Origin of the sequence: Paenibacillus sp. KACC 21273, from assembly GCF_028736095.1 — a bacterium.
Classification (GTDB): domain Bacteria; phylum Bacillota; class Bacilli; order Paenibacillales; family Paenibacillaceae; genus Saccharibacillus; species Saccharibacillus kyungheensis.
The window spans coordinates 1,100,952-1,121,386 of sequence record NZ_CP117876.1 but is presented as its reverse complement, the minus strand read 5'-3'; the positions used below and the strand labels follow the sequence as shown (position 1 = coordinate 1,121,386).

General features: G+C 40.8%; 20 protein-coding genes. 4 read left to right on the top strand and 16 right to left on the bottom strand.

Going from position 1 to position 20,435, the window contains the following annotated elements; all coding sequences use genetic code 11:
* Window positions 1–17: 17 nt before the first annotated feature.
* The 8 genes from PQ460_RS05230 to PQ460_RS05195 form a co-directional block, all read right to left on the bottom strand.
* The gene (locus PQ460_RS05230) at window positions 18–290 is read right to left on the bottom strand and encodes a DUF6809 family protein (protein WP_274171957.1); all 273 of its coding nucleotides are present in this window, start codon (window positions 288–290) and stop codon (window positions 18–20) included.
* A 327-nt stretch (window positions 291–617) separates the two neighbouring features.
* A complete protein-coding gene (gene ald / locus PQ460_RS05225) occupies window positions 618–1,754 on the bottom strand; it encodes an alanine dehydrogenase (protein WP_274171956.1) in 1,137 nt (378 codons plus the stop codon).
* Window positions 1,755–1,986: 232 nt separating this feature from the next.
* Complete coding sequence (locus tag PQ460_RS05220; RefSeq protein ID WP_274171955.1) at window positions 1,987–3,201, bottom strand: PucR family transcriptional regulator; 1,215 nt, start codon at window positions 3,199–3,201, stop codon at window positions 1,987–1,989.
* A gap of 404 nt (window positions 3,202–3,605) precedes the next feature.
* Window positions 3,606–4,835 (bottom strand): ABC transporter permease, encoded by a 1,230-nt coding sequence (locus tag PQ460_RS05215; RefSeq protein WP_274171954.1) that lies wholly within the window; start codon window positions 4,833–4,835, stop codon window positions 3,606–3,608.
* Window positions 4,835–5,581 (bottom strand): ABC transporter ATP-binding protein, encoded by a 747-nt coding sequence (locus PQ460_RS05210; RefSeq protein WP_204826784.1) that lies wholly within the window; start codon window positions 5,579–5,581, stop codon window positions 4,835–4,837. The genes PQ460_RS05215 and PQ460_RS05210 overlap by 1 nt, the downstream gene beginning before the upstream one ends.
* A gap of 10 nt (window positions 5,582–5,591) precedes the next feature.
* Window positions 5,592–7,073: a DEAD/DEAH box helicase gene (locus PQ460_RS05205; protein ID WP_274171953.1), complete on the bottom strand. Its 1,482-nt coding sequence runs from the start codon at window positions 7,071–7,073 to the stop codon at window positions 5,592–5,594.
* A gap of 206 nt (window positions 7,074–7,279) precedes the next feature.
* Window positions 7,280–8,059 carry an SDR family NAD(P)-dependent oxidoreductase gene (locus PQ460_RS05200; RefSeq protein WP_273616350.1) on the bottom strand — a complete coding sequence of 260 codons (780 nt, stop codon included), beginning with the start codon at window positions 8,057–8,059 and terminating at the stop codon, window positions 7,280–7,282.
* Between the two features lie 100 nt (window positions 8,060–8,159).
* Complete coding sequence (locus PQ460_RS05195) at window positions 8,160–8,564, bottom strand: hypothetical protein (protein ID WP_274171952.1); 405 nt, start codon at window positions 8,562–8,564, stop codon at window positions 8,160–8,162.
* Between the two features lie 645 nt (window positions 8,565–9,209).
* Here PQ460_RS05195 and PQ460_RS05190 point away from each other — a divergent pair.
* Both PQ460_RS05190 and PQ460_RS05185 read left to right on the top strand, forming a co-directional pair.
* The gene (locus PQ460_RS05190; RefSeq protein WP_274171951.1) at window positions 9,210–10,523 is read left to right on the top strand and encodes a zinc-ribbon domain-containing protein; all 1,314 of its coding nucleotides are present in this window, start codon (window positions 9,210–9,212) and stop codon (window positions 10,521–10,523) included.
* Between the two features lie 12 nt (window positions 10,524–10,535).
* Window positions 10,536–11,672: a S1C family serine protease gene (locus PQ460_RS05185; protein ID WP_274171950.1), complete on the top strand. Its 1,137-nt coding sequence runs from the start codon at window positions 10,536–10,538 to the stop codon at window positions 11,670–11,672.
* Between the two features lie 117 nt (window positions 11,673–11,789).
* Here the strand turns inward: PQ460_RS05185 and PQ460_RS05180 are convergent, their stop codons facing one another.
* Entirely contained in the window at window positions 11,790–12,248 is a 459-nt protein-coding gene (locus PQ460_RS05180) for a chemotaxis protein CheX (RefSeq protein WP_204826789.1), read from the bottom strand.
* A gap of 406 nt (window positions 12,249–12,654) precedes the next feature.
* On the opposite strand from PQ460_RS05180, the gene PQ460_RS05175 reads away from it, so the two are divergent.
* A complete protein-coding gene (locus tag PQ460_RS05175) occupies window positions 12,655–13,557 on the top strand; it encodes a LysR family transcriptional regulator (RefSeq protein WP_273613474.1) in 903 nt (300 codons plus the stop codon).
* 138 nt (window positions 13,558–13,695) lie between these two features.
* Window positions 13,696–14,505 carry a histidinol-phosphatase gene (locus PQ460_RS05170; RefSeq protein WP_273613475.1) on the top strand — a complete coding sequence of 270 codons (810 nt, stop codon included), beginning with the start codon at window positions 13,696–13,698 and terminating at the stop codon, window positions 14,503–14,505.
* A gap of 320 nt (window positions 14,506–14,825) precedes the next feature.
* Here the strand turns inward: PQ460_RS05170 and PQ460_RS05165 are convergent, their stop codons facing one another.
* The 7 genes from PQ460_RS05165 to PQ460_RS05135 form a co-directional block, all read right to left on the bottom strand.
* Window positions 14,826–15,761, bottom strand: a complete 936-nt coding sequence (locus tag PQ460_RS05165) for a DMT family transporter (RefSeq protein ID WP_273613476.1) — start codon at window positions 15,759–15,761, stop codon at window positions 14,826–14,828.
* Window positions 15,758–16,399, bottom strand: coding sequence for a GNAT family N-acetyltransferase (locus PQ460_RS05160; protein WP_273613477.1), 642 nt, complete (start codon window positions 16,397–16,399; stop codon window positions 15,758–15,760). Before PQ460_RS05160 ends, PQ460_RS05165 begins: the two co-directional genes overlap by 4 nt.
* Window positions 16,400–16,416: 17 nt before the next feature.
* Window positions 16,417–17,160 carry a metallophosphoesterase family protein gene (locus tag PQ460_RS05155; protein ID WP_274171949.1) on the bottom strand — a complete coding sequence of 248 codons (744 nt, stop codon included), beginning with the start codon at window positions 17,158–17,160 and terminating at the stop codon, window positions 16,417–16,419.
* A 51-nt stretch (window positions 17,161–17,211) separates the two neighbouring features.
* Window positions 17,212–17,406: a hypothetical protein gene (locus PQ460_RS05150; RefSeq protein ID WP_274171948.1), complete on the bottom strand. Its 195-nt coding sequence runs from the start codon at window positions 17,404–17,406 to the stop codon at window positions 17,212–17,214.
* A gap of 34 nt (window positions 17,407–17,440) precedes the next feature.
* On the bottom strand, window positions 17,441–18,268 hold the full coding sequence (locus tag PQ460_RS05145; protein ID WP_274171947.1) for a metallophosphoesterase: 828 nt from the start codon (window positions 18,266–18,268) through the stop codon (window positions 17,441–17,443).
* Window positions 18,269–18,676: 408 nt separating this feature from the next.
* Entirely contained in the window at window positions 18,677–19,453 is a 777-nt protein-coding gene (locus PQ460_RS05140; protein WP_273613480.1) for a DUF3891 family protein, read from the bottom strand.
* Between the two features lie 69 nt (window positions 19,454–19,522).
* Window positions 19,523–20,320 carry an AAC(3) family N-acetyltransferase gene (locus PQ460_RS05135; protein WP_274171946.1) on the bottom strand — a complete coding sequence of 266 codons (798 nt, stop codon included), beginning with the start codon at window positions 20,318–20,320 and terminating at the stop codon, window positions 19,523–19,525.
* Between the last annotated feature and the right edge of the window lie 115 nt (window positions 20,321–20,435).

Below are 20,435 nucleotides of genomic sequence, written 5' to 3'. Positions count from 1 at the left end.
TCTTTTACTGTAAATGATTACTGTTCTCCCTTCAATACCTCTATCATTAATTCCCCACCTAATCGAAATCCATATGTAAATGAACCTGCACGATCCATACTGTTCAACTGGTAATACAAGTCCCATATGGCTTCCAGTTCTAACCATTCTTCAGGAGAAAGCTTCACTTTCCACTCTGTCATTTTAGCTGATATTTGTTCGCTGATTTGTGTATATTCATCATTCTGAGATACTGCTTTCTCATCTGGACGCAAGTTGCCGTAGTAGATACTTTCTAACAGACTGCTCATGATTTTGTATCCTTTCTGTAGTTGATGATATCACTTCAATGTGATTGACTGAATACATTATAATCATCATATACTACAGAGTGAGCTAACCTAATGATTTATGCGAAAGTCGCATAATATAAAATATCCTAAATAAAAAATTGTTCTATCTTTAGAAGTAGAATTATTTTTACACCATTATGTAAGCCTTGTTTTGGCATGATAGTTTTAAAAGTTTATATTGTATGTTATTGATTACTTTATATAAGTTAGATATCTATACCTAATCACAAAAAAAGAGCTACCATCGCATAATGATGATAACTCTTTCTTCTATTTACTTCTTTCTTAATTCAACGCCGCAAAAGTCTCGACCAACGCTTCATTCACATCCACATGTGTATATCCCAAATCTCTCGCCACCGCCGCATACGTCATTCGACCTGCCGCTGTGTTCACTCCTAATTTCAAAGCAGGATTACTTTCAAGTGCTACTCTCAACCCTTGATTTGCAATCTGTGCTACATAAGGCAATGTCGCATTCGTCAATGCCATCGTCGATGTTCTTGGCACCGCACCCGGCATATTCGCCACAGCGTAATGGACAACACCATGCTTCACATAAGTCGGTTCGTTATGCGTTGTAATCCGGTCAATCGTCTCGACGATTCCGCCCTGATCGATCGCTACATCGACAATAACAGAGTTCGGTGACATCGATTGTACCATCGCTTCGGTGACTAATTTAGGTGCTTTGGCCCCAGGAATCAGTACAGCTCCGATCACTAGATCCGAAGCGGCTACAGCTTCTGCAATATTGTAAGGATTGGAGATTAACGTCTGGATCGATGAGCCAAAGATATCTTCTAACTGACGCAACCGATCTGGATTCAAATCCATAATCGTTACATCTGCTCCCAATCCGACTGCGGTTTTGGCAGCATTTGTTCCGACTACACCACCACCGATAATAGTTACTTTTCCTTTTTTCACACCCGGTACACCACTGAGCAAGATACCTTTACCACCATGAGGGCTTTCAAGGAACTGTGCACCAATCTGACTTGCCATACGTCCAGCGACTTCGCTCATTGGAGTCAATAATGGTAACGTCCGGTTCACTTCTACTGTCTCGTAAGCGATCCCGATGACTTTATGCTCGATGAGAGCAGCAGCCAGCTTCGGTTCTGCGGCGAGATGGAGATAAGTGAATAGAATTAAGCCTTCACGAAAATACACATATTCGGATGGCAATGGTTCTTTTACTTTCAACACCATCTCTGCGGTACTCCACACTTGAGCCGCTTCGACCAGAATCTGCGCTCCTGCTTGTTCGTAGACACTATCTGTGAATCCACTACCTGCACCAGCGCCAGATTGGATATAGACCTCATGCCCTGCTCCGCTTAATGTAGCCACACCTGCTGGTGTAATCGCTACCCGATTTTCGTTATTTTTAATTTCTGTCGGGACTCCAATTCTCATGCCAGTTCCTCCTTTAAGGTACGTTCTTGCTCTACGTCATCATTATAGGATAGATAAAATGTCATGTAATCGTCTAATTCCCCAAATTTGAAGGTTTTTATTTGTGTAAAAATACAAAAGGTTATCTAAATATGTCATATAATCTAACTCATTAACTCATAAAGGTTTATAAATAGAATATTTCATCAATAAATTTCACATCAAAGAGAAGCTTTATACTACATATATACCCTTATTCTGATTCTTCTAATAGTAAAAGCTTAATTTCCAGATACAATGTTACTTTTTGCGCCATATTGTTCAGATCGATCTGTCCGACTTCGGCTATTCGTTTGAGCCGATAATTCAGTGTGTTGGTATGCACATGCAGTTGCCCGGCAGCTAATTTGGCATCGCTGTTATGATCGAGAAATACAGCTAACGTATGCAGTAAATGACTATGATGCTCTTGATCGTACGCCGCAAGCTTGTCCAGCGGAGACGTATACGCCGGGAATTGTACAGCTTCTTGCTTCATCGCATAAAGATACCGGTAAAATCCTGCTTGTGGATAATATAAAATAGAAGTCGTTTCAGGCAATCGGTGATGTAACATCAATAGATATTGCGCTTCGGTATAGCTACGACTGATCGCTAACACAGAGGACACTACACTCCCTGCTCCATATTCAATAGGAGATGAAGGTAGTAACGTAGAAAGTCGATTCACCAGTGGAACAATCGTGTGTTCGACAGGTGCGACTGAAGAGGCTGTTTTGGCAGTACTGCATAATAGAATCAACCGATGGGGTTCTCGCAAATGAAGCACAATTCGTACAGCATACTCGGTAGCGGCTTGCATGGCTTTGTCTAACCAATCGTTGTTATCATGATTGCCGTCTTGTTCAATCATTAGAATGTACGAATAAGCAGGCATTTGTATACCTACTTCACGAGCTTGTGCTAGCGCATCTTGTTCCGAAGTAAATCGACCTTTTAATAAACGGTTAAAAAAATCGATACTTTGTTTGCGCTTTTGCATCTGGATCATTTTGGATGCAGCTAGAGTAGCACTGTATTTTAACTGCTGGATTTGCTCATTGGTGAAAGAACCTTTATTTTCAAGCAACCAGATATAGCCGAGCACTTCATCGTAATGCCGAATCGCAATCGCCATTCGGTTATTTAACCCCACTTGGCTCATGCCCTCTACATGCACAGGTTCCCATGTCTCTAGCAATTGTTGCATCGCTCCTGATTCATACAGTGCACGCACTACATCTTCAGGCACTTTGCGTCCGACAATGGTAGCGATGCGCGCAGGATCGCTATTCGGATCATGCGAACTGTAGGCTAGCAGGCGGTGTTCTGCATCTTCTATCGTTACAGGTGTCTCCATGACTTCACTTATTTTTTCGACTAATGTTTGTAAATTATCGATATCCATTTCGTTAATTTTGGGGATCATAGCGCACCACCTGTAATAAGCAATTTTACCCGTTCAATACATTATAGGCTTTATTGAATATACTGTTTTTTTCTGGAATTTACAATTATGGATAATCAACTTGGTGTTAAATATGAAAAAAACCTGTCGATCATAATCAACCACATCAAGAGTGGCAGATCGATCAACAGGTTGATTACAAAATCATATATTCAGATCATACATTCCATACATACAGATAGGATATCATCCTACAGCAGATATAAGCGATCTCAAGCCATTTGGACTGCAAATAATATAACATCATATCAAATATGCTTGAAGAAAGTTCAACGCCAGCTATTTCACTTGGCAAACATCACTTTTTCCTTGTAATAGAAAAATGTAATAGCAAAAGTCGCACTTATAGTGTCAAGATTTGAACTTTAATCAAATTCCGCTTCCGCTTCGATATCTTTAAGCCATTTGCGATTCAATGAACGGCGATATAACCAGACCGCTACTAAGCCTGCGATAAATGTAAGAATCATTCGCACCGGGTCCCCTGCGCTTGCAAGAGGTAACCACAGTAGCAATGTTATCCATATCTGTGTCTGTGTGATTAATTTGACCGTTTCCAGACGTTGCGATTCAGGAGGAATCGGATAGATTGATAACCAGAGTGTATCGGTATGTTGCTTACGCAAACTGGTCATTTGCATCCCTGCTAGTAAAATAAATAGCAGATATACCACAATGCCGAACCACGACTCACGAGTAATCAATACAAATACAATACCAATCACTACAAATCGAATCAAGATCGGTAATAACTCTCCACGAACCAATGTTTTGGAAACGAGAAAACGAAATGCTTTGGCAGGTATCCAGGGTACACGATTGCCGACAAAAGATAACCAGCGGCGATGACTGACTTTGCGTTCGCCATTCGGTACATCGACAAACCAACCGAGCATACGCATTACGCCTGCGGCATGGTTTCTTTCTGTCGCAATCAATCGTTCCCACGGCACAGAAGCTTTACCGGGAATACGCAACAGCACCATATAGACAAGAGCAATTACAACGACTGCAATAAGAGCAGTCATCAGTGGCAACCAAAGGAATGCCGCTAGTAACCCAATAATCAATACATAGCGCAATAGACGATAACCGACACGAGCAGCGGCTGTATTCATCCGCAATTCTTGCCAGCTTCCGTAACTACCGAGTAATTTGGCAATAATCAGTACAATCACAAGTAGACTTAACGACTTGGCATTTATATCTGCACGTACGTAAAATGGAAAAGCAACCAGTGCTAGAATCAACAACCAGATCGTTTTCCCAATCACACTGCTACGCCATGCCGGAGCAAAGTATTCACGCATACGCACTTCAAGTGGCAACATAAATACAATATCGGCTGTTCGCATATACGTACGCACACTGCCATAGATCGATAGCGGTGTGAATAAAATCAGTAATATCCAGTGTACAGGCAGACCTTGAGGTACATTTTGCAAAAAGGTCGTATACCATGCTGCAAATACAATGAGCAGAAAAAAAGTGACGATTGCGAGTCCGCTTTGCATCACATAGCGTAGATAAGGAAGCACTTCTCCCCAAAAAGCTTGTTGCCTCTGCTGACGTAACTTGAGCAGATCATTCATCATTACAGTCCATCCTGAACCAGATCATAGAAAATCTGTTCGAGTGGTACGTTCTGCTGACCCGTCTGCTCACGAATCTGCTCCAATGTCCCTTGAATAATAACTTTTCCTTTGTGCAACACAATAAATCGATCACAATAATTTTCGATCGTCGACAAAATGTGTGAACTTAGCAATATCGATGATCCACTTTCTTTGGTCTGTACCATAAAATCAAGCAACGACCGAATACCGAGCGGATCAAGCCCTAGAAATGGCTCATCGATTACATACAATGGAGGAGCGGCTACAAAAGCACTCATGATCATCACTTTCTGCTTCATCCCTTTGGATAAGTGCATCGACAGGCTATCTTCTTTGTCCCCCATATTGAATAGCTTGATCAAATGAGCAGAACGTTGTTCATAATCTGCTTGACTCACATTGTAAGCACGTGCGGTAAATTCCAGATGTTCCCGCACTGTCATTTCTTCATACAATTGCGGAGATTCCGGTACAAAAGCAAGTGAAGCCCGATATTGCTCAGTTTCTTGTGCCAGTGTAGATCCTTGAATCCGAATCTCCCCTTGTTGCGGAGTCATTAATCCCAAAATATGCTTCATGGTTGTGCTTTTTCCTGCACCATTCAGACCAATCAGTCCAATCATCTCACCGCGACCGACTTCAAAGCTGATATCATGCAGGACAGGCTTACCACGACTGTATCCACCACTGAGGTGATCCACGTTAAGTATAGCTACCTGTTCCATTATTGTTACCTCACTTTTCGTCTTGAGATGCAGCCCGTTTTTCTTTTAACCATTTCGGTGCACCTTTACTTTTGGTATCTACTTTTGGTTTGCGTTTCTTTTTATCTGTTTTCGGATTCACTTTAGCCGCAGGTGACGCTGTTCTTGGCTTGAACTCACGTTCTGTCGGACGAGTTGAATCTGGATTACTTTTTGCAGAAGATTCTGTATTCACATCAGATTTGACCGTTGAGCGTGTTTCTGATGATCCTTTTTCTTTTTTGACAGATGGTGTAGATGCAGGGCGAGAAGAACGAGCGGCCGCCGCTTCTGCACGTGAAGCACGATATGATTCTTCACGTTCTTGTTGTTGCTCCAGTGTCAGGACTGCTCCACCTTTTAACACATGTTCTTGCAAATCAATATGCAAAGCATCGGCAAATTTACGCATAATAAATCGTTCACGTTCGGTAATAATCGAAGCAGCTACGCCTTTTTTGCCCATACGTCCTGTACGTCCACTGCGATGTACATAATGATCGGTATCAAAGGCTGGATCAAGACTTACCACCAGATTCAATCCTTCAATATCCAGTCCACGTGCAGCTACATCGGAAGCGACAAGCACTTTGATTTTGCCTTCTCTAAATTGAGACAATACGGTACTACGTGTTACTTTATTTGCATCACCATACAATACACGCGCAGATAGACCCAGATGGTTCAGCTTCGCTTCCACTTCTGCAATATCATTCGTATCGTTGACGAATACGAGTGAACGTGGAGAGTTATAATGGCGTAATACACGACGTAGAATTTCTAATTTATCCCTTTCTTCGGCTACAAAATACACATGTTCAATCCCTGACGATGTGCGGGTATCCGGTTCGATCCCAATCTCTAACAAGTCGTTCATTTCACGATTCGCCAGTGTCAAAATCTCTTCATTCACTGTAGCGGATAAAAAGACCAGTTGACGATCTTTGCGTGTGCTACGAATAATCTTCTTCACATCACTGCCACCACCAAGTCCGATCACTTGATCCACTTCATCGACAATCAGTGTATTCACAAGGTGCATTTTGAGCTTACGCAGATTGATCAATTCACTAATCCGTCCAGGAGTTCCGACTACAATCTGTGGATGACGTTTTAACTTTTCAATCTGACGCTTCATCGCTGCTCCACCGATCAGACCCAGTGTCATAATGCCACGTTCTGCGCCATAACGCTCACTTTCACGTACGATCTGCATCGCTAGCTCCTGTGTAGGTGCTAAGATCATCGCTTGTAATTGCTTGCGCTCTGGATCGACTTGTTGCAATACAGGCAATAAATACGCTAGCGTTTTACCGCTACCTGTTTGCGATTGAGCGATAGCGTCTTTTCCTTCGAGCAAATGAGGAATAGCCTCTGCTTGCACCGGAGAAGGCTCCGTAATCCCATAACGTTCTAGTACATCATTTAACCATTCATTGATGCCTAGTCCGAGAAAATTCACTTTTGATTCCATACATTTCATCCTTTCAAGCCCTTGAATCATTTTATAAGTACAAACTATTCAACACTTGTTTATATTCTAATACATGAGTAAACAGACAGAGTACAACACTCTACTATTATATGCGAAAACAGAGACTACACCAAATATAATCATACCGCACCAAAAACCGGTTCAATTCGAACCGGCTGGATCATTGTATAAAGCGTAATATCTCTTTATTTTCGATCAAATAAACGATAGGTTAACCGATCAATAAATCGTGGAAAAAGTCCGTACAGACGCATACCTGGAATCGCAATACGTGGCAAATCCAGTTCTTCTTTTCGTTTTTCCATCACCTTAACAATATCACGTGCCACTTTATCAGGAGTCATCATAAATTGACTTACATTTTTAACATAATCTCCTGAAGGATCAGCACGATCAAAAAAGGCGGTCGCGATTGGCCCCGGATTGATCGAAGAAATTTTGATATTCGTTTCTCTTAACTCTTGTCGTAATGCATTGGTGAATCCAAGTACTGCATGCTTGGTTGCTGTATATGATGTCGATTTGGCAGTTGGAAATTTACCTGCGAGTGAAGCGATATTAACGATCTGCCCTGTTCCAGCGGTCAACATATGTGGAAGAACAGCCTGTGTACAACGGACAATCCCTAGATAATTGACGTCCATCATCATTTTATAATCTTCGATAGGCATTTCGGTGATCGTTTTGAATTGTCCGTAACCAGCGTTATTTAGCAAAATATCAATTTTACCGTATTGCTGGATCACTTGATCTACTACACGCTTCACATCTTCATCTTGTTGTACATCCATACGAATCACTTGATGCTCGCCTTTTAACTGTCTGGATAATGTAGCTAGTTTATCTTCAGAACGTGCAGTCAAAATTGGAATTGCTCCTTTTTCTACTAATAAGGATGCTACTCCTGCTCCAAGTCCGCTAGAAGCTCCTGTGATCAGAACGACTTTATTCGTCAGTTTTACCATAGTATCGCAGTAATCATACTGCATTCCTCCCTTTTGTACCTACCCAGAAATGAATTCTACTTTATCTACAACATATGAATTGATATATTTGCCTATACATTTACAGATTGCCTGTCACTTCTATACCGTCAGCATTCTGTACATGTGTACTGATCCATGTTTTGAATTGTTGCCAGAATACTGCCAATTCTGGATCTTCTACTTGCTGTTGATCCAGTTCTTCTAATACAGCCACCCATATTTCTTTACCGATCGGATTATCCCAACAAGGATCTAATCCATTCATCGTCTCCATCGTATATGGATTGGTTAACGGAAAATGCTTATCCAACAGTGGACGGATATAATCAAAATCCTCATTATATATAAACAACATTTCTTGTAATGAAATGTCTTGTTGATCGTCTTCGATAAGAAAAGGCGATAATGTAAAACCTATATTTCTTTTCGGCCCTTGATAACGGTAGATCAGTACAGGGATTGAATCTTTCGCTTGATTTGCCATTGGCGTCCTCCTGTATCTATTGCCAGCACACGTATCTATAAAATTCTTTTTCATTATACTTTGATAGGTCTGAACTGCCAAATAAACTCTTTTGTTCACGCTTTTCTTATAGGAAATTATTTCCTCAAAAGCAAGAAAACATGTTATATTTTATTCAGTTATTTGGTTACTTTTAACTCAGAATTCATTATGGCGTTTATATTGCCAAGCGCTTCTAAGAAGAAGTCGCGCTTTTACTGCCAAACGCTTGATGTAAGATATTTTGCTTTGCAAAAATCATTTTTCATTCTACTAGAAGAAGTCGCGTTTATGTTGCCAAACGCTTGATGTAAGATATTTTGCTTTGCAAAAATCATTATTCATTTTACTAGAAGAAGTCGCGCTTTTACTGCCAAGCGCTTGATGTAAGATATTTTGCTTTGCAAAAATCATTATTCATTCTACTAGAAGAAATCGCGCTTTTACTGCCAAGCGCTTGATGTAAGATATTTTACTTCGTAAAAATCATTTTTCATTCTACTAGAAGAAGTCGCGCTTTTACTGCCAAGCGCTTGATGTAAGATATTTTACTTCGTAAAAATCATTTTTCATTCTACTAGAAGAAGTCGCGCTTTTACTGCCAAGCGCTTGATAAGGAGGATTATGATGTATTGTAACCATTGTGGGGCAAATCAGCCGGATAATGCTGTTTTTTGCAGTCAATGTGGAGCTAAACTTCAGACACCGACAGAACCGTCACCTGATACACAGGAAATCCCTAACGAACAGCCTCCTGTAGATATTCTCGATCAACTTCGTTCAGATTCGTCTTCAGTTCATGCTGATTCGCAGTCTAGTGATACAGAACATATTCATTCTGTAGCATCTGCATCATCGACTTCATCTTCAGGAGCACCACCTCAACCCCCTGCTTCTCCTTTACGTCATCTAACATGGATCATACCAACAGTATTATTACTTGGTATAGCAGGTACTTTATTTTGGTGGTATCAGCATCAACAAGATATCAATCAACAAGTCACCCAGTTACATCAAGAAGCAAGTACGCTTGCTCTTAAAGGACAGTATGAACCTGCTCTGACCAAGCTTACCCAAGCCACTACTTTACGCCCGACCTATACAGTATTAAATACAGATCAACGTATGATTGAGACCGCGAATCGTATCCATACCAAATTAACAACCGTTTCTTCCAAGCTCAAGTTAAATCAGCTAGAACCTGCGGAACAATCATTGACCACCCTGCAAAAAGCTTTAGATGCTCGCAAGGAACCGATATTTGATCAAGAAAAAACGTTAGCCAATCGCAATCAAGATCTGCTGGCTGTTCTTCAAGTGAAAAAAGAACTAGACCAATTGGATACGATTGATGCACTCGCTTATAAGCTTGATGAAGTAGATCGACTAAATAATCAGGAAGCTAAAGAAGTTCATCAATTGATTATTAATAAGATTATAACGATCAGTATGAAAAATGCCGAAAAGCTTCTCCAACAAAATGATTTTAGCCAGGCTACAGAAGCTGTCAAATCCGGGCTACAGTACTCTAGCAAAGATGAAAAATTACTATCGCTACAAAAACGGATCACTTCTGAAAAAGAAGCCTTCGAACTTGCTGAAAAACAGCGCATCGAACGAGCTATTCAACAAGCCGAAGAAGAAGATTTAAAAAACCGAACAGCCGGTGTTGAATTATCGAATCTTGATGTACAGCTTAATGAATATGGTGATATCGAAATTTACGGTGAAGTCAAAAATGTAGCTACCAAGCCTATTTATTCGATCACTGTTTATTATTCCGGTTATGATGCCGCTGGTAATTATCTATTTTCTTCTTCCGCATCTGTCGAACCTTATGATCTGGCGATCGGAGCTACAGGATCTTACAGTGCGTATGAATATGATTGGTATGAAGAAGTGACGATACAGATTGATAATATTACATGGTATCTGGATTAAGGAGGAGCCTATATGAATAAAGCATGGATAGTAAGCAGTATTGCCAGCGTAGTCATTGTTGCAGCAGGTATAGGTTCCTTTATGTATATCAATCGTACCGTTCCTGCTCAATTACCAAATAAACCTTTAGTCGCAACGGTTACAACCAAAGCTACACAAACTTCCAAAGGGAATCCAGCTTTAAAAGATGTTATTTTTAATACTCAGAAAAAAGTAGTGATGATTGAGTTAGATGATGGATCTCTTGGATCAGGGTTTCTTTATAACAAACAAGGCGATATTATTACCAATGCCCATGTTGTCGCAGGAGCACTGAACGTCAAAGTGAAAACAGCCGATGCCCGTACGCTAGATGGCAAAGTGATCGGTATAGGTACAGATATGGATATTGCTGTAGTTAGAGTTCCAGAGCTAGCTGATACAGAACCTTTAGCATTAGCGCAAAATAGTAATGCCGATGTAGGTGATAATGTATTAGCTCTCGGTAGCCCGCTTGGCTTACAAAATACGATCACCACTGGCATTATTAGTGGCGTGGGGCGTGATTTTACGATAGATCCTTATGTCTATACCAATCTTTATCAGATCAGCGCACCTATTGCTCCAGGGAATAGCGGTGGGCCACTCATTCATGCCGACACTGGCGAAGTGTTAGGTATTAATTCAGCGATGGCAAGCGAAGCGAATACGATTGGCTTCAGTATTCCTGTATCCGAGATTCAAGAAACGGTACAGAAATGGTCAAAGAATCCGGGTAAAGATTTACCTAAAACCTCCAAGCCAGCTACCGATACGGTATCCGATGCACCTTCTGTACAAGATGATGCTCAGTATATCGTCAGCTACTTTTATGAAAGTCTAAGTATGCAAGATTATGTTACCGCATACTCTTTGCTGGGGAGTCGCTGGCAAAGCAATCTGTCTTATGCCGATTTCCGTCAAGGCTATATTCAGACAGGCGAAGTCTCGATTGATTCGATTATTGCTAGCAAAGATGGAGATCAAGTTAAAGTAACCGTTGAGATTACAGCCGAAGAACGCAAAGATTCAGGAACAGTATATAGCTCGTATAAGCTTGATTATGTATTAGGCTATGAGAATGATATTCTGAAAATATTAAGTGGTGAAGGTAAGAAATTGACCTCTTAACTTTATGCTTGGTTATGCTCATCCTCTATGAATATACAACAAAACCTCTTTTACCTTTACGCTCAGGTAGAAGAGGTTTTATCGTACTCTTTGGAAGTATACAGATGGTTTTGCCGATTAAGAGATCATTACTTGAATATCGAGTTCTCCGATTCCATCCATTAACAAAGGAATTGTTAATGCTTTGGCGGACACAAATCCAGTCATGGCACTAGTCTTCATTACCTTTGGAGGTGTAATGTCTACTGTAACGCCCTGGTTGGATAAAATGGTACTTGCATTACCACTAATCATATTGCCTAATTCTGAGATAGCACTTTGACTCATTTCGTCCATCTCTGTAATCACAAAGCCACCCATCATTGCTGAAACCATACGCAACGCTACTGCTTCTTCAATACCAAACATAATATCTCCGCTCATTTGTCCGGTCATTCCGATCTGAATCCAGATATAACCGTCAACTAGCTCGATATCTTTAATGCCCAGGCTTCCTGTGGAAGGAGCCACTTGTACTACTTGTCCAATAACGAGTCGCGCAGCTTCCAAAAATGGATTGATTACTTCCGCTTTCATAATTCGTTTACTCCCCTTTACAATTGGGTTCATATTTAAATACAACTTTTGACCTATGATATTATGGATATTATACCTTATAACCTAGTTCAAATCATCTAGAATCATTGATGTATCTTCCATTTTTTAATTTTTTTTGCAAATCTACTGTTGATAATCTTAAAAATCGACATTTACTGGTAAATTTGTTGCTCTTTTTTCTAAATCTTAGGTCTTTTTAACTGTCTTTACTTATTATCGGTCGCAAGCACTGAATTATGTACATTTTATGTTAATAGATTTTAAAGATTTCTTCCTGCATTGATGCTTTTTGTGTAATCCCCTATAATTTAGATAGGTATCGATTGTTGAATACTTTATCTTCTATGCAAGTATTTAACAATTTGGCATACATAAGGAGGAACTCATGAATATCAGTCAATTGGAAACCTTATTGACCATTTCGCGGACAATGAGCTTCCGTAAAGCAGGAGAACTACTAAATCTAACTCAGCCTGCAGTCTCTGCTCAGATTAAAAGTCTGGAAGATGAATTTAAAACGGTACTGGTGGATCGTAACCAACCCGTTACGTTAACCGATCAGGGTGTTGTTTTTTTAGAGCATGCTGAGCAGATGTTAGCGATTGTTGAGCAATTAAAGCAACGGTTATCTGATCTGGATGAGACGCCTCAAGGACGCATTACGCTGGGTACGCCGACTTCTATAGCGATTCAGATTTTACCGAGAGTACTTTCTTATTTCCAAGATCAATTTCCACTGATTCAAACGATGATTCATTCGATGTCATCTTCACAGGTCTATCATAGTGTAGAAAATGGGCTGGTCGATGTCGGAATCAGTTATCTGATTGAACGCAATCCGAATTTAAATACCTCTATTTTATATTATGATATGTTTGAGTTAGTCGTTTCTCCACAGCATCCTTTAGCTCGTACCAAAAAAGCCAACATTCAAGATTTGCAACATCTGCCTCTTATTATGTTATCTCCGGATACGGTAGGTCGTCGATTTGTAGATGAAGTATTCAAAGAACATCATATTGAACCTCAGATTGTAATGGAATTGTCCAGTAGTGAAGAAGTCAAACGAATGGTCGAGATTGATCTGGGGGTAGCGATTATTTCGAGACAATCAATCACAAGTGAATTACGCCACGGTACACTGGTGATGATTCCTATGCCTGAATTTGAGGTAAGTCATCCTGTAGGTCTGATTTATAAATCAGGCAGGTATCTGAATTCGGCTATGCGTCAATTTTTAGACGATCTCAAAGGTATGCCTGCTGATCAATTTATTAGCACTGAATAATGGCTAAAAAGTTGATAAAGAACTAATACTTATCTTGCCAAGCACTTATTGTCACGTAATTTGGCTGTGCATCTATTATGTTTGATTTAACTATAAGAAGTTGCGCTGAACTAACCAGGCGCTTAAGGAGCGATTGTTATGAAATTCGATCTTCATACCCATCATTATCGTTGTGGACATGCGGATGGTGATATCCGCGATTATATAGAAGCTGCGATTGCTGCTGATATTCAAGTGATCGGCATTTCAGATCATACTCCCTTTTTCAGCAGTGACCTCGATCAAGCTTTTCCCAAGATAGCCATGGGTAAAAGCGAGCTTCAACATTATGTACACGAAGTATTAGAGCTCAAAAAAGAATACGAAGGCAAAATCGATGTTTTGCTTGGTATCGAATCAGATTATTTCCCGGATCATGCCAAGTTGTATCATGAAACGTTATCTCAATATCCTTTTGATTATATTATCGGTTCTGTTCATTACAGTAGCGGTTATAGTATTTTTGATCGTTCACGCTGGAAAGGCATGAATACAGCAGACCAGATTGCTACCAAAGAAGAATACTTCCGCATGATCGCTGAATCTGCTCGTAGCGGGATGTTCCAGATTCTCGGACATATTGATGCTATCAAAAGTAATTATCCTGATTTCACTCAAATTGAGGCTCCACAAGCGATAGACCGTACATTACAAGTTATTGCGGAGTGTGGCGTAGCGATTGAAGTGAATACTTCGGGTAAGATTAAAGTCTGTGGACTATGGCATCCTGTAGATGAAATTCTTGAACGTGCTCATCATTTCGGTGTAGACATTTCATTTGGTTCCGATTCTCATATTCCACAACGAGTTGGCGATGATTTCGATAAAGTCGCTCAAAAGTTACGTGATATCGGCTTTACAGAATGGGTCTACTATAAGCAAAAACAACGTCAAGCTGTTGCCCTGTAAATCATTTGTAGTGATAGGTGCTTGTACTGCCATTTAGAGAAGATGTACTGTATTGCGATTGAATGCTCTCGGTGAATATACGAATAGATATACCATATGGCTCTAACCTTTGACTGTCTAGCTCTTCGTTATTGAAGTGGTTTACAGGCACAAAGGTTAGAGTTTTTGTATTTGCTAACGTATAAAGGTATATAGGCGCAAAAAAAGAGACCTGCACTCACGCAGGTCCATCATATATTCAAAAAGGGGGTCTTGAGAACATCATACCTGTTTTCTATTGGGATTGAGTTGCAACACTGTTGCAGTTGTATAACAAAATTTTACCCTTTATGTACAATCCGTTCCCGATTGACCAGTATAATCCCACTTGCGACCAGAAGTAACGCAAGTGCTGCCCAGATCGATAACTTTTCATCTAACCACAGAGCAGACAATACAACGCCAAATAATGGTGTCAAAAATAGATACATCGATACTTTGCCTACTTTATTGTATTTCATCACTGTGTTCCATAGTGCGAATGCTCCAGCAGACAGTACAACCAGATACAGAAGCATCCATACAGCCGCTAGATCCCATTGGAAAGGAAACGGATGCCCGGTTAAAGAACCGATAACAATCAAGCCTAGACCGCCCCAGAACATCTGACGACCAGTTAGACTTAGGATCGGCTCAATTCCTGCTTCACGCCTTGCCAACACATTACCCCATCCTCCAGTAAGTGCAGACAACAACATCAGCAGTTCACCCAGTCCAAAGCCAAAATGGACATTGCCTCCACTTTGACCAAACCCCATCACTGCAATTCCTGTAAACCCAAGCAGTAATCCTAACCATTTCCGCAACGATAATCGTTCCGTATTGTCGATCCAACGAATCGATAACATTTGAAAAAGGGACACAGATCCTGCAATAATCGACATCGTCATCCCTGATCCCATCCCCAGTGCCGCATATACAAAAATGTATTGTAGCAATGTCTGGAACAGCGATAAATGAATTAATCGTTTAGCAGGAATATGAGGAATAGGTTGCCCTTTGGGATTTAATATTTTCGCTAATACCATTAATAACAATCCCGCTAATGTAAAGCGATACCCTGCAAATAACCATTGCGCAAAAATATCATGACTCTCTATCCCCAGATGAGCATAGCTTAACTTGATAAAAGGCAGTGCACTTCCCCACAAAATCGTAGCGATCAGTGAACTGCTCCATATACCAAGCGGACGGGTGAACCACTGTTGTCCATTCATGAAGAAGAAGCGCCTCCACTTCTGCCTTGACTATGACTATGTGAAGCTGCACGTTCTTTGCGCAACAAGTATTCGGTATGCGCGATAGAATAAATCATGATCCCCATCTCTTCCCAGTAGCTCTGAATCCCTGCATTGGAAGAAGGTTGTTGCGGACGCATGCCATTTTTCTCAAGTACCCGTTGAGACAGAGCATTGTCTGCATGACAACGACCTACTATATGAGATAAGCCCATCTCTTCAAAGCCAAATTCAACCATCCTACTGGACGCTTCGGCTGCATATCCTCTTCCCCAATGGCTACGGCACAGCGCAAACCCTATCTCTGCACGTGCTGCACGTTCGTCCCACCGTTGAAAAGAACAAACGCCATATAATGTGCCCTCTTCTTTGGAAGTAATCGCAAAATGCATTGAACTCAGGCTACGAAAAGCTTCTTCCACTCTTCGACCTAGACGGTCTGGCTGTAAAGACTGATACTCTTTGCTTTCTTTGGCTCCGTACAAATATTTCATCACCTGCGGATCACTGGCACACTCCCACCAGATCTCCACATCCTGCGCAGTTAGACGGCGTAATTTGAGTCGGTCTGTATACAGATCAGGAAAGCCCTTTTTCAAATCCTGTTTACTCAACATCGCCATTCCTCCTCGGGTTAGTCTTGCTGCATGGCACGATACACACCGGTGCGCAATTCTTTAATATAGTAATCCAGTGCAGGAATATCTGCATCTCGGGCATCCTGTACCGCCTGCTCAATATCGTAAGGAACACGAACCAATTGTAATGAATAAGGAGAAATCACTTCAGACAAATAATCCCCCTCCAAAATCGCATACGATGCGGCTGGCATATCTAATGGATTCCCTACACTTCCTGTATTAAATAATAATCGACCTTCCAGATGTTGCATATATGCATTATGGATATCTCCGTAGCCAACGATATCTGGAATAAGCGATTCTTGTGTATCTGGATTAACAATCGGTGCAAACATTCCCATGCGGCGCTCTAGATCATCCCAAGGCTGTACACGATGAAAAACATTTTCAGGCGATGCATGGACTAACGAGACCAATCGTCCACTTAATAAAAATTCATGGCGAAATGGTAATTCATCCAGAAATTTGACCCGCTCTGCTCCCAATTGCCGGGCTTGCCAGCCAAACAATTCATCATTTTCATTCATGCGGGCAACAAGTTCTTCCCAATTTCCACGAATAATGACTTCACAACGCAAAGCGACTTCATCGGTAATTTTGACCGCATCCGGCCCTTTACCAACCAGATCGCCCAGACAAAAAATACGTGTAATTCCTTTTTGATCTATATCTGCTAATACCGCCTGCCAAGCCGGATAATTTCCATGAATATCAGACACCAAAGCAATACGTTCCATTTCTTTTCCCCCCAGCATTTGGCTTTATAAATGCGACTTCTTCTAACCTCATCAAACATGATTTTTGCCCCGCAAAATATCTTTCCTTCCGCATTTGGCTTCATAAATGCGACTTCTTCTAATTCCATCAACCATGATTTTTGCTTCGCAAAATATCTTTCCTTCCGCATTTGGCTTTATAAATGCGATTTCTTCTAACCTCATCAAACATGATTTTTGCCCCGCAAAATATCTTTCATCCAGCATTTGGCTTCACAAATACAACTTCTTCTTACTGCTATTAACCCTCTGCTCGTCTCAGTGTAAATATCGTCAACTCTGGTCGACAGAGAAAGCGGATCGGCACTTGAGACGTTCCGATACCACGATTAACATAGAGTGGAAGCTGACGCTGTGGTCCTGCTTGATACCAGCCCATAATATATTTACGCGAGCCACGAGGGGTAATCACTGCGCCGAACCAGGGCAATCGAATCTGCCCGCCATGACTGTGACCTGACAATTGCAAATGAAAACCAAAATTAATCGGAATCTTATCCGCATAATCAGGTTCATGCATCAATAAAATACGACAAGCGTCTTTACCAATATCTGCTGTCGCTTTATTTACGTTAGGCTTGCCGAGTAACTGATCATCCAGACCAATAATCGCAAGTGTTCCATCCGGTTGCTTGATCTGTACATTTTCGTTTGTTAACATTTTGAATCCGCCTTGTTCTATCATAGTAGACACAGACAGAACATCTTGCAAATAATCATGATTCCCCAATACAGCAAATTTGCCTAACGGAGCAGACATTTTCTGAAGTGCGCCTACTCCTGCACGTAAAGGTGTTGGATCATCGTCTACCATATCTCCTGTAAAACAAATCATATCTGGTTTTTCTGCCATAATAATATCGGCTAACTTTTCCAGATCGGATGCTTCTTTGCCCATACCTAGATGGACATCGCTAAATTGAATTAATTTCATCCCGTTTAGACTGGGTGGTAACTGAGGAAGCGGTAAATCGATATAGACTTTGTCTAACCAATTCGGCTCTCCTAGCCACGTATATCCTGCTGTTCCCAATCCTAGAGAAGCGACTACGACTGTACTTCGCTTCAAAAATTGTCTACGGGTAATATCATATCTATGTTTAAAATAGAAAGGAATTCTTATCGGATTATAAAGTGTGTGTAAAGAGTCATAGGGATTCAGGCTAAAATTCCTCCTTTGGATTCGGCTGCCCGCAGGCGGTTGAACATATTATGCTTATTGTGCCGAATCCAACAGCTATCGTCAAATTTACGATAGTGACCTACTCATTTTACACTTTCGTTATTATTCCATTTTTTCGTTGAACTCGGTCACATTTTTACTCAAAATGCTTAGTGAATAGATATTTTGCTTTGCAAAAATCTTACTTTTATTGAACCTGATCGCGTTTTTACTCAAAACGCTTATGTAAATACGTATCTCTTAATGGGCGTATAAGAATGATCACAACCATTAAGAGATACCCCTCCCCATCTATTACGATTCTGATGGGACAAATTCGATGTTCCATGTTTGTTTTTCAGTGTCGGCAAATGCTTGAGCCAGACCGGATTGTTGAATATCTTTTTTATTCACTTTGCGATAGACCAATTCCAGTGTAAATGGAGCTTCAAACGGGAATGGAGACAGACTCACACGATGCTCGTCTACCCATTTGGGCATAATTGCTTGATCGTTTGTAAAAGCGAATTTTTTCCCTACTTCAAATCCTTCTTTCCACCAATCCTGTTCATTTTCTTTGCTCACGCCAGGATCATTTAAGCATACATATAGTGATAGATCATCACATAATTCCAATACAGAACGATGAAATGCGAGCGCTTGTTCATTAGGTTTGACTTGCTCTTTGATACGTTCTTGTCGTTCTTTTTCTTCTTTGACAAAAGCGATACAAAACGGATCTTCTTCCCCATAATGACTCACTAACGCCGCATAATGCAGACTGGCTAACATTCCACCATAAGGCGTCATATTTTCCAATTCTTTAATTCCATATCTGTAAAAGACTAATTTCGCCGGTTCTGGAAAATGCATAAATGAAAATGGAATTTGCTTCGCATCGTCCCATAGTGGAATCTCATCTAAAGGAATCCAGCCACGATCATGTTGCTCACAGCCGATTAGCACCTCATCCCAGCGCTCTTTTTGTTCAATATACTGAGGATTCAAATGACGGGCAAATTCCCCTGACAATTTTGCGTGGTCATGCTGACGAATCATAATAAAAGCATCTTCATGCTCTCTCCAAATCATAACTATTCCCCTCTCTATATAAACGATGTCTACTTATTCCTATAAAATACTACTTCTAATTATTTATCCTTAACGATGGGTTTCCAACCAACCTGCCGCATAATCCACCAGTCCACGTTGCTGAATCAAAAGTGTTTTGGCTTTGGCTATATATCCCTGTGTAAATAAATGGGGACAATCCTGTTCAAAATCGGCTCCAATTTCATCAAAATCATCGGAATCAAAATTCAAATCTTTGAACTTTACCCACTGTTTCCCGTCATCCGTCATCATAGGAGCTTTCATAGTAATCTCTTTTTTGCCGTTCCATTCAGCAATATATTCTGCCAGATGAATCGATGTATTGGTATGATATGTCGTTCCAAGCATCATGACATATCCATTCGCATGATATAAATCTTGTAAAGGAGAATGACTGCCTAATCCAAAATCCAGATCATGATCGCTCATCCATTCTTCTGCATGCTTACCCCATGCGGCAAACGATACTTGAGGATGGGCGCTACGGTAGACTCCTTTTTGTTTACGGAACGTTTCAGCGATAACACCCATACCTGTCGTCACTGTAAAATCAGGATCATATGGAGGCATACTTTCACGTATCAGATTCCACCAACGTTGTTCAGCAGGTGGATACATCCATCCTTTCGGGTCAGTTAATTGCGATGTTTGAGTAGGCATAATCAATGTGCCTGACTCCCCTAATACTGCTTCCAAAGCCAGGATAACGGTTTCAGCACTTCCTGGAATCCATCCTCCTAGACTTTTGAGCGAAGAATGTACTAGAATATTCATCCCTTCTGTAATGCCTAATGCTTTGAATTCTTCTACTAATTGATCATAACTTATCGGTCTTTCACTGATCATGCACATCACTCCTATCTACCACCGGTTCAAGATAAAAGGCGGGTTTCCGCTTTTACACGGAACCCGCCTGATCAATGGCTTACTATCAACCCGGTATGATCGTATATACGACTAT